Origin of the sequence: Megasphaera hutchinsoni (genome assembly GCF_001553405.1) — a bacterium.
GTDB classification, from domain to species: Bacteria; Bacillota; Negativicutes; order Veillonellales; family Megasphaeraceae; genus Megasphaera; species Megasphaera hutchinsoni.
On the sequence record NZ_KQ960955.1, the window covers coordinates 43,377 to 54,821 of the forward strand.

Consider the following 11,445-nt stretch of genomic DNA (forward strand, 5'->3'; position numbering starts at 1 on the left):
TTAAGCTTTTTTACCATACCGTTTATTAAACTGTTCAATACGACCACGAGCTTGCTGTGCACGCTGCTGCCCTGTAAAAAAGGGATGGCATTTAGAGCAAATTTCAACACGAATTTCCGAGGCAGTGGAACGTGTTTCAAACGTATTGCCACAAGCACAAGTAACTGTAACCGTTTCATATTTCGGATGAATTCCTTCTTTCACAATTCACACCTCTTTCTTCTCTGACATACAAAATCCATACTAGGTAATTATATCATACAGAAAATCACATTGCAAGAAACCAATCAAGGAATACCTATTTGTTATCCTGTTCTAATAAATATATAAATTTAACTAATAAATGACCGTCACCCCTAAAACGTATTCATTTTTTATTAAACTTGTCATATATCACAATACCGCTAAAGAATGAACACACCTCTTGTTTTTTCATTGACATAGAAAATCTTCCGTGCTAAACTTACGTCCATAATCACAAAACAAGGCGATGAAGAGAAGAGTAAACAAAACGGACTGGCACAGAGAGTTCCCGTATGGTGAAAGGGAAAGCAGAAAATTTTGTTGAAGATGGCCTCGGAGCCGATTGGTCGAATCATTAAACCATCCGGGTGCACCCGTTACAGTGCTATGGTATTCAAGACTACGGTCTGCGTACCTGAAGAGATTCGGTTTGTAAAAATCGAATAAAATTGGGTGGTATCACGGAGCTTCCGTCCCTTATGGGATGGGGCTTTTTTTTATTATTCGACTGTGTATATAAGAGGAGGTAATCATATGAGCAACAACACAACGTATCAATTTGAAACATTACAACAACATGCAGGTCAAACAGCAGATCCCACCACAGGTTCTCGTGCTGTTCCTATTTACCAAACGACATCTTATGTGTTCAAAGACGCACAAGACGGGGAAGATCAATTTGCTCTACGCAAGCCTGGATACATTTATAGTCGCTTAGCAAATCCAACGCAAGAAGTCTTGGAAAAACGCATTGCTGCACTCGAAGGAGGAACCGCTGCCCTCGCAACTGCCAGTGGTGCATCCGCCATTGCATACAGCATCATCAACCTCGCCGGTGCCGGTGACGAAATCGTAGCCGCGCCTACCCTCTACGGTGGTACGATAGAACTCTTTACCGATACATTTAAACACTTAGGCATTACTACTCGTTTTGCTGACATTGACGATTTGACATCCATTGAAAAAGCAATTACCGATAAAACCAAAGCCGTTTATATCGAAAGCTTAGGTAATCCAGCCATTAATATTCCCGACTTTGAAACCATTTCAGCCTTAGCACACCGTCACGGTCTCCCTTTAATCGTCGACAGCACTTTCGCTACGCCCTATCTCTGCCGCCCCTTAGAACACGGTGCAGATATCGTTGTTCATTCAGCTACAAAATTTATCGGCGGTCACGGCACCACCCTCGGCGGACTTATTATCGAAAATGCGTCCTTTGACTGGTGTGCATCTGGTCGTTTTCCTGAATTCACCTCACCAGACGCCTCATACAACGGGATAAACTTTGCCGTTGACATTCCCAATGCCCCCTTTGTAACACGCATCCGGGCAAAATACCTCCGCGATTTAGGTGCGTGCATTAGTCCATTTAACGCTTGGCTTCTCTTACAAGGATTAGAAACACTATCCTTACGTGTCGAACGCCATGTAAGCAACGCTGAAAAAATCGCCACCTATTTATCTAAGCATCCCAAGGTCGCGAAAGTAAATTATCCATCCTTGCCCTCTTCACCGTACTATACATTAGCAAAAAAATACTTCCCTCGCGGTACTGGTTCCATCTTCTCATTTGAACTAAAAGACGGCTATGCGGCGGCTCGCAAATTCATTACAGACGCTACTATATTCTCTAACCTAGCCAACGTAGGAGATTCTAAATCTTTATTAGTTCACCCCGCATCTACAACACATCAACAATTATCTGAAGAAGCTCAACGAGCTTGCGGTATTACCCCAGGAACCGTGCGCATCTCCGTTGGTTTAGAAAATGTAACCGACCTAATACATGCCTTAGACACAGCATTTGCTGGATTATAAACGAATAATAAACAAGGAGAATCAGCAGCATGCCAATTCAAATTTCTAATAATTTATCAGCAAAAAAACAACTACATGAAGAAGGAATTGCCACTATTGACAACCGCCTTGCCTTACAGCAAGACATTCGCCCCTTACGCATTCTAATTTTGAATCTTATGCCCCTAAAAGAGCAGACGGAGTTGCAATTTTTGCGACTCCTCGGTGATTCACCCTTACAACTTGACGTGGATTTTTGCCATATGACATCTCATGCAAGCAAGCACATTGATAACTCCTATTTAGAAAAAAATTACCGTATATTCGAGGAAATAAAAGATGCCTACTATGATGGTCTTATCATTACAGGTGCACCTGTAGAAACAATTGACTTTACAGCTGTTGACTATTGGTCAGAATTAACGCAATACTTCGAATGGGCAAAAAGCCACGTGTTTTCCACCCTTTGCTTCTGTTGGGGTGCCCAAGCAGGCTTATATTATTACTACGGGGTCGAAAAAAAAACCTTACCCCAAAAATTATTCGGCATCTATGAATACGGTCTAACTGTTCGCAATCATCCCCTACTGCGAGGATTTGATGATCGCTATTTTATTCCCCAATCACGTCATACATCTATCGATGATAGTCGCATTTATTTCACGCCCGCATTAGAAGTACTATCTCGTTCTGATGAAAACGGTATTAATATTACTGGCACATGGGATCACCGCCGTTTTTTCGTACTCGGACACTTTGAGTACGATCGCTATACATTAGAAACAGAATATAAACGAGATAAGGCAAAGGGACTTCCCATTGACTTACCAAAACATTACTACCCCCAAAACGATGACGGCAAAACCCCTCGTTTCAACTGGTGCAGCTATGCCCATCTCTTTTACCACAACTGGCTAAACCTCGTTTATCAAGAAACACCTTATCACTTAGAAACACTAACTCCCTTAACAAAATAAATAAAAAAAACACAAACAAAATGTTCCTCTTCCCTAACACCATCGGAAAGAGGACCATTTTTAATACAAAATTCACACATATACCAGTATCGTTTTACTACTTTTCTTACCATCATTCACCCTACAGCGAATATCTTAATCTCTTGAATACAACCTTATAAACTAAGCGGACCTCCCACAGTTGTACTAAAAACCAACGTGAAAGGTCCAAATAATATTATACTGCCACTAAAACGAAAGCCATCCCAGCCTAAATTTTTAATTTCTCTATATCCCTGCTTGGAGATACCAAGCGTATTCATCCTTTTCCTCGCCGTGATAACAAATAGGTCACGATGAGCATGCCAACGACACCACCATACATAACGACAATCCACACAATATCGCGTCCGATAGTTGACCATTCCCAAAAGGGCAATGTCTGCCACATACTTCGTTGCGACCATGCAATGATACTAAGAAGAAGCACTACGATAATCCACACACCCACAAAAGCATTCCGCGAAAGGGTGTATTCCTGTCTACCGAATACGGCTTCCGGTCTAGATAAATACGCAAAGGGAATCCCCAACGATAAAAGAGCATAGCTAATAACAGCAACGGTTGCACTTGAACCATTATGAATCGTATAGGCCCCAATGGGAATTGGAACAATAAAAAAACAAAGAAATATACTTTGTCGTATAATGTCACGCCACCAACTCATACGTTTCCTCCTCACGGCTTTACTATATAGCAGTATACCATAAATTACCCTGCAAACCAATGAACCCCCTATGACTTAAATATCGGCTTCTACTTCTTGATCAAATTGACCTATCAAAAACTTCATAGCCTACTTCATGACCGCCGAATGAAAAAATTACATAATTGTCTAAAATGAAGCGATAAAAAAGCACCCCTAGTATATATTGTTTGAAGTCGTAACCATCTATTGATCCACACATCTCCAATTTTATATTTGAAATAATGCATATCGTCTTTAATTATGAAAAAGATATAAAGCTTAGGGCATTAGCAAACGATAGATAAATTCCCAGTCATTATCAAATGATGTAGACTTCAATAATGTGCTAAAAAGCTAGAATGAAATGAGAAAAAAGCATTACAACGATAAAATAACAGACGAGGAATTTGAAGATTGGAAGTTATCTTACCCTAAAAACAAGATTTTTAAAATAGTAATATATACGCATAATATATACGCAAAAAGACCGCAGCTTGAAACTACGGTCTTATTTTTTGTCCAAATGTAAACCACTTGGAACTATTATTTTGATTATTTTTTTTACTACCAGTACCATTTAAGTACCAGTAGCCGTTTTTTATTCTCTTTATAGCTTGTAATCAAGGCATTTTAGAAAATTTTGCGATTATTCCCACTCGATATGTCCATTGATATCGTTTTGTATAAATGGCATAAAATTAAGGTTTTTATATCGGTTTTAGCTCTATTATCCATTTTATTTCTGTTTATTAAATTTTTTGCAAACATATTGCAAGCACGAAATAGTAAACTAAATAAATCAATTCGCTAATTCTTTTCCAACTTTTTCAACCATTGCATCATAATGTCTTTCATCTAGCTCTTTTATCATTTTTAAAATATCATTTATTACCGTTCGGCTACTAGCATCTAAAACTTCAGTATCTAATTCCTCAAGAACATTAATCTTTTTTTCATGAGAATATATGTTTATAAATTTATATATTCTTTCTCTAACTATATCATTATCTTGTCCTGGCAAAGCAGCATTCAGTAGTGCCATTAAATCTGCTCGTTGCTTTGGAAATTTAAAACTCAAAAATGATTCAACAAGTTTTCTTGCAACATTTCCGCAAAAAATCATTTCTTGTTTCGATAAAGTTTTATCTTTCAAAGAATATACCATATTAAAAATATAGTCATATTCAGTGGCTTGTTTTAGACCTTCACCACCATCATTCAAGAAAGCAAATCTCACTCCATTTTCAAATTTATTTTCAATTCTATATATACTGTAATTAGGACATTTTTTATCATCAACTTTAATATGTTTTTTATTAAACCATCCAAATACTAGTGAGAAGAAATTATAATTGTGTGTTAATACAAATAATTGTTTTGCTTTATCGCATTCAGACTTCATATAAGCATATGCAGAAAAAAGTTTATTTGAATCAAAACTAGAGATTGGATCATCAATTACAAGAATAGTATCTTCTATTTTTTGCCCATTTTCCTTAATTTTTGTTATGAAATAGATAAATGCTATCGCAGTTTTTTCTCCTTCACTTAAGTTCTTTGCTTCTTCTCTACCATTTCTATAAATTTTATATCCTTTTTCATCTTTATCAAATTCTATAGTTATCTCGCCGTAGCCTAAAAATTTTTCAAGCTTTTTATTAAATTCCTCAGCTCCTAAAGTTTCATTAGATAACTTATCTTCTAGTGCTACATATTCCATTTTCTTTTTATCACATGTTTCTTTCATTTTTTTTAAATCATCTTTATATTGTTGCAGTGTCTCTTCTTTAACATTATATTGCAACTGTTCAATTTGCTCTTGAATATAATGTCGTTCAATACGCTTTTTAGCATCTCTTATAACGACATCGAAATTAGTGACTTTGTCATTATGCCCGTTAATATATGCCTTTATTTTATTTATCACCAAATTCAATTCATTAAAAAGGTTAATTAATTTATTTACTTCAAATGTATTTCCAAGTTTTTCAAACGGTTTTTTCTGTTTTTCTTTTAAAACTTTAATATAAACTTCTATTTCTCTGTTGATTAATTGTGAAATTTCCCTAAATTTAGAATTTTGCTCTTTCACTTGCTCTAATAGTTCATCATAAAAATCACTTTCGTCTATTAAAATTATATCTGCATTAATCTTCAGAGACTCCCAACTATCTATTGATAAGACAATTTCTGAGTTTAGCTCACTTAACGCATTGCTAAAATGAGCTTCTAGCTTTTCTATTCTTTCATCACTAATACTAGAACCACAAAACGCACATATTTTTCTATGTTCGGTTTTATGTAAATTTAAACCATTTTCAACCCAAGCTGACAATTGAGAATTATTTTTTAATTCTTCTATTACTCTTGAAGTTACAGTTCTATCAATTAATTCACTACTTTTTTGAATTTCTTTTTGAACATTATCTATACTTAAGATGTCTATCTTTTTTGTGATAGACTCTTTTTTTATTGGTCTTGCTTTTTTGATTACACTATCTAACTCATCATTTCTAATTAAATCACTCTTAGATATAGGGTTATTTTTATCTTTAATCAGTGATGAAACTTTTCTTTTATCATAATTCATATAATAGCTATCAGTCGTATCTAATAATTGAAAATTGCTTTTTACATTTTTCCCAATATTAGTTAAGACTTTCTGCAATTCTTTTTCTTTATCCTGTAATTCTTTTTCTTTGTTTTCAATTTCCTTTAATATCCCTGCAACACTTCCATTCCCATATAATTCATTTTTCAATAAATTATATGACTTAATTTCTTCAATATTTTTTTCGTCTAACAATAATATACTTTTTAAAATTCCATTCCAATTAATATTTTCTTTTATAAAGTCTTCGTTAAATACTTTAATAGATTCAGTTGATATAGGAAACTGATTTTCTGTATATACTACCCTATCTATACAAATCGAAGTTTTAAAGCCATTATGTATTTCAGCAATATTCTTTCCATTGACTGAACTAAACAATCTCGATAATGTGCTTTTACCTGAACCATTCCATCCATATATTAGATTATATTGTTTAAATTCATTAATTTTAGAATGATTGAAATTTTTATATATTCCTAAATTTTCTATTTTTTCAATCTTTGTAATCACGATCTTCTTGTCTCCTTTATAATTGCTATACCTTATATTCTCCCGTAGCCTCTTTTATCATCCCATCATGCCAATTTACCGTTTCTAGTGGCATTTCATGGTATTTATCAAATACTTCATACAGATACTTGTACTTAACCTTATTTTCAATAATTTTCTTAAGAGAATCTGTATCCATTGAAATAATCTTCATTCCTGTAATAGTTTCTTCATCTCTGGTATATGGAATTATCTTTCTATATCTAAAATCTGAAATCACATTTTTATCTAAGTATGTGCTTACAAATAGGCTGTAATCAAACGGATTATTAAATCTAATCCTATAATCTCCTAAATGTCTTGAAACAGGCTCCATTTCCATTCTTCTTTGATTATTTCCATCTGCAAGAGTTGCTTCAAGTAATAGCGAATGTTTAGGATAAGAAGTGCATGCTTCATATTCATATATAATATCTGCATAACCTCCGGCTGCATGTGTTTTAGGCAATAAATTTGCTTCTAATGATAATTTCATAAAATCTAAAATATTTCCCTGTCTTTCGCTTACCTTGTACCATATAATTCCTAAAATATATTCAAAAATAGTCGGTATTGCAGCCTCATCTGTAACAAGTTCTTCTATTCGCTTATCATCTCGTGTTTCAAAACAATTTAGTAACTCTATAAGCACAGAATCATTAAATTTCTTATCAATCAAAATATTAAATCTTCTGTATCTTTCATCATTTACACAAGTTGCTGCTTGTTCCGGACTCTTTATGGTGATTCCTAAATCTTTACTTAATGCAGCATACACTTTGCTCATGTCTAACTCGAAAGCTCTTGATATAGTTTCTAAAGGAACATCTACACTGAGATTATCATCTCTACTAAAAGTTTCTTTATACAGAATATCAATACTCTCTTTAAAATAATATTTTGGAATCATGTCCAACTTAACCATGCGATCTTCAAAGATTAGTATATCTGTAACATTGAAATATCTTCTATTTAGATCAAAGTAATCAGACAAGGTTGCCATTGCCTTAAAAACATGTAAGTATTTGAAAAATACCTCTTTTAATTCTTTTTCATTTGCACAGTTTAAAAATGGGCATTGTTTGTGAATTGAAGCCTTCCCATTTTTTCTTACAACACCAATATTGGTTGTTTTAAATAGTAAACTTCTCCACAACGTTCCAGGTTTTTGATTTATATTCTTTGCAGAATTTAATAGTGATTCATAATCGCTTTTCCCATCAAGAAATACCTTCTTTAAATTCTCATATAATTTATAGTAAGGCTTGTCATAGCTTCTGCTTTTACGATTCATCCCGACTAAACATATTAAATTTTCATCAACATCAGAGGCTATAAATTCTTCTTGTGCAAGTTTATAGTTATCCATTTGCATAAACCTCTTATAAATTATTTCTTCCGGCAAAATTTTACCTTCTCTATATAACTTAATATCCGATATGATTTGTTTTGCACTTTCATCATCTCTAATTAGCGGAACAAAATAAGTAAACTCATCATAACTCAAAAACTCAAGTTCCGTCAGACACTTTATAACCGCAATAAACGGTCTAACGATACTACCACTTACATCTATACTTGTTTTAAGAAGCTGTTTTAGATAGATAAAGCTATCTCTATTAATATTAAACACATTATTGGTTTCAAAATCCCCAATACTTGTTATTTTAAGGAGTGAGCTTCCTGCATCCGTAATCAATCTATCTTCTGTAATTAAACCTATATCAACCAATCCTGATGTTTTTTCTCTGGCATCTTTGTCTTTTCTTTTTGCTTCTCCTGTTAGGAAGGCTCTATCTTTAATAAAATCATAATATTTTTCTTGCAATTCATTGTTCCAGTTCCAACTTGATTCCTTTATGACCTCATTATAAAACTCATCAAGAAGCAACAATTGTGACTCGATTTTTAAATTTAGTTTTGCAGTTCTAAAACTTGTAGTTCCTATAACCCAACAAAAACTTTGATATGGAATACTTTTATTTACCATTTACTCATCCCTCCAATCAACTGGATAATTAGTAATCAAAACTTCTTCAGATATGCTATTCTTATTTTTTCTGTGATAATTGCTATTTGAATAACTTTTATTCAAATAATTGCAGTAATATCCCTTGCTTTCAATCCAATTATATAAAATATCATTTCTTTTATTTTTACTTTCCAAAACATTAGATAGAGCAAAACTAAAACCTTTTTCATTAGCTTCATCCAAAAATTTAAGTAAAGCTTTTTCTTCTATTTCAGTCCACATACCATTTTCATTATATGTTGCATTTGTAATCAAATAAGGAGGATCGCAATAAATAAAAGTCTCCTGAGAAAAATCATCTAATGAAATATCCCTAAAATCCTTTTTCAAAAACTGAATATCCTTGCTTTTCAATTCCTCGGAAAATAACACAAGTTTACTTCTCATTTTAGAATTAAAATCTCTCTTACCTACCGGAAGATTAAAAAATCCCTTTCGATTAAACCTAATCTGATTATTAAAAGAGAACACCATAAGTACATACAGCATTGGATAATCTGTTTCTCCCGCAAGAACTTTAACATTAAAATTATCTCTTAACTTGAGAAATTTTCCTTTATTGTATTCAGCTAAGCCTCTACTACTATCACAATCATAATAAGAATATCCATATAATGATGTATTGGATAAATTATACGCCTCAATAATATTGTCTATTTGTTTTAATAAAGCATCAGTATCAGTGTCTTTTATAAATTTAATTAAATCTATCAAGTGTTCATTCGTATCATTAAAAATGACTTTTGAAGAAGATGAATTTATTCCAACATTTCCTCCTCCGGCAAACAAATCTAAAAATACTTCCTTTTCATCAAATAAAGGTTGCAACTGTGCTAGCAGCTTAAATTTTCCACCTGTATAATTAAACGGGCAAGGTATATTCATTTTCTTTTTTTCTTCGCTAAATACTTCACATAAAAATAGTCTTTCTTTATTATCTTTTATATCTGATTTCCCAGTCGAAAAACTCTTGTAGTCTAATTCAAATATAGTGACTTTCCCCTTTTTACTAAGAATTCTCATAATATCTTCATCTGATATTTTCGCATTCGACCTATCATTTCCCTTGTCAGACATATTATTATATGAAAGTAAGATATACTTTGTATCAGCCCTTTCAATAAGTTCTTCAAATGCTTTTGTAGCCGTAATCATGCAGTAATCACTTTTAAGTGAGGTCCTATCCATCTTTCTTGCAACCCCATAAACTTTAGGCTTTTCCCATCTTGCCACATTTTCAAGTAAATGATATGCATCACAATATTGTCTTGAATTATATGGAGGATCTAAGTACAACAAATCTCCCTTAATACTTTTAATAAGTTTATTTGCATCTAAGTTATAACAAATATTATTATAATTTACCGTTTCTTCAGGTAATAAAACATTCAATACTAATTTTTTCTCAAAATCAACGTTTTTTCTATATGCATCGTAGTGTCCAACTGTGTTTGCAATCTTATCCATTGCATATAGAAGCGATGTAATCATTATTGCATATTCCTTAAAATTTATTTCTTTATTTTTATACTTTGCTTCTATATCTTCTCTTATATATCCTATCTTGCTACAATCATCAGCAGAAAAGAATGTATCTGCAAAATTTTCTCGCATATAATTATTTTCTTTTGTTTTAACTTGATTATAGTCGTATATAAGCTCAATGATCTTTTTGCTTGAATATTTTTCATATCCAAACCATGCATAATTGGAAATATAATTACTATACAGTAAATCATTTGTGATAAGCATTTTATCCTTAAAAGTATTTGCAACTGCACCGGTTCCACTAAATATGTCAATAACAATATTTACACCTTTACAATTTTCATCAATTGTTTTTCTTATAAAATCGGAAAGAGAATATTTATTTCCTAAATATCGTCTATTGTTTATGAATGACTGCTTTAATCCTAATTTAGATATTAAAAAATCTGTATCATCCTTATCCTGTAAACCATCTATATGCAAAAATCTTTTTATAATTTCAACTGTATTTTCATCCCAAAAATACCTTCCTGTATCACTTTTCGGAATTAAAATATTTTCTTTATCTATTAATTTATATAAATAAGACTTAGAAATGTCTAACTCTTTTATTACATCAGTAACATTAAGACTTGCCATTATTATTCCTCCTTGCCACATTTCAATCCATTTAGTAGACATTATAACATATTTCACTCATTTTTTTTGACATTTTTAGCAAAAAATCAGATGCTAATTGCATCAAAAATACTACCATCAAATTTATACTGCCTTCTATATTAGCTATAGCGCTATCTTTTACTAATAACATGACTAGACTCAATTATTATATATATTTACAATTTATATTTCTTAATTACTAGTGACAAATTCCTTTTTTCTCCATTTTAGCTCTTATAATTTATTTTAACATAAATATATTTATATTTTTATCTCTAACTCTATACATAACCCCAGTCAACCGGATGAATTCTAATTACGCAAAAAGACCGCAGCTTTTAACTACGGTCTAAATTTTTGTCCAAATGTAAACCAC

General features: G+C 32.5%; 7 protein-coding genes and 1 other annotated feature. Of the genes, 2 read left to right on the forward strand and 5 right to left on the reverse strand.

Features of this window, described 5'->3' with window-relative positions; all coding sequences use genetic code 11:
* Nucleotides 1-204: a 50S ribosomal protein L31 gene (gene rpmE, locus HMPREF3182_RS06800; RefSeq protein ID WP_007392501.1), complete on the reverse strand. Its 204-nt coding sequence runs from the start codon at nucleotides 202-204 to the stop codon at nucleotides 1-3.
* 277 nt (nucleotides 205-481) lie between these two features.
* Nucleotides 482-724, forward strand: a binding site (T-box leader).
* A 53-nt stretch (nucleotides 725-777) separates the two neighbouring features.
* Between rpmE and HMPREF3182_RS06805 the strand changes: the two genes are divergently transcribed.
* Nucleotides 778-2,064 carry an O-acetylhomoserine aminocarboxypropyltransferase/cysteine synthase family protein gene (locus HMPREF3182_RS06805; protein ID WP_062486467.1) on the forward strand — a complete coding sequence of 429 codons (1,287 nt, stop codon included), beginning with the start codon at nucleotides 778-780 and terminating at the stop codon, nucleotides 2,062-2,064.
* A gap of 29 nt (nucleotides 2,065-2,093) precedes the next feature.
* Nucleotides 2,094-3,020, forward strand: a complete 927-nt coding sequence (locus HMPREF3182_RS06810; protein ID WP_062486470.1) for a homoserine O-succinyltransferase — start codon at nucleotides 2,094-2,096, stop codon at nucleotides 3,018-3,020.
* 298 nt (nucleotides 3,021-3,318) lie between these two features.
* On the opposite strand, the gene HMPREF3182_RS06815 is transcribed toward HMPREF3182_RS06810, so the two are convergent.
* From HMPREF3182_RS06815 to HMPREF3182_RS06830, 4 genes are all read right to left on the reverse strand, one after another.
* A complete protein-coding gene (locus HMPREF3182_RS06815; protein ID WP_062486473.1) occupies nucleotides 3,319-3,726 on the reverse strand; it encodes a hypothetical protein in 408 nt (135 codons plus the stop codon).
* A gap of 820 nt (nucleotides 3,727-4,546) precedes the next feature.
* Complete coding sequence (locus tag HMPREF3182_RS06820) at nucleotides 4,547-6,871, reverse strand: AAA family ATPase (RefSeq protein WP_062486476.1); 2,325 nt, start codon at nucleotides 6,869-6,871, stop codon at nucleotides 4,547-4,549.
* Nucleotides 6,872-6,896: 25 nt separating this feature from the next.
* A complete protein-coding gene (locus tag HMPREF3182_RS06825; protein WP_062486479.1) occupies nucleotides 6,897-8,879 on the reverse strand; it encodes an AlwI family type II restriction endonuclease in 1,983 nt (660 codons plus the stop codon).
* A complete protein-coding gene (locus tag HMPREF3182_RS06830) occupies nucleotides 8,880-11,048 on the reverse strand; it encodes a Dam family site-specific DNA-(adenine-N6)-methyltransferase (protein WP_062486482.1) in 2,169 nt (722 codons plus the stop codon).
* Between the last annotated feature and the right edge of the window lie 397 nt (nucleotides 11,049-11,445).

Bases quoted from the DNA above. Each gene is read 5' to 3' on its own strand.
- HMPREF3182_RS06805 (WP_062486467.1), top strand. From the start codon at position 778: ATGAGCAACAACACAACGTATCAATTTGAAACATTACAACAACATGCA.
- HMPREF3182_RS06810 (WP_062486470.1), top strand. From the start codon at position 2,094: ATGCCAATTCAAATTTCTAATAATTTATCAGCAAAAAAACAACTACAT.
- HMPREF3182_RS06815 (WP_062486473.1), bottom strand. From the start codon at position 3,726: ATGAGTTGGTGGCGTGACATTATACGACAAAGTATATTTCTTTGTTTT.
- HMPREF3182_RS06825 (WP_062486479.1), bottom strand. From the start codon at position 8,879: ATGGTAAATAAAAGTATTCCATATCAAAGTTTTTGTTGGGTTATAGGA.
- HMPREF3182_RS06830 (WP_062486482.1), bottom strand. From the start codon at position 11,048: ATGGCAAGTCTTAATGTTACTGATGTAATAAAAGAGTTAGACATTTCT.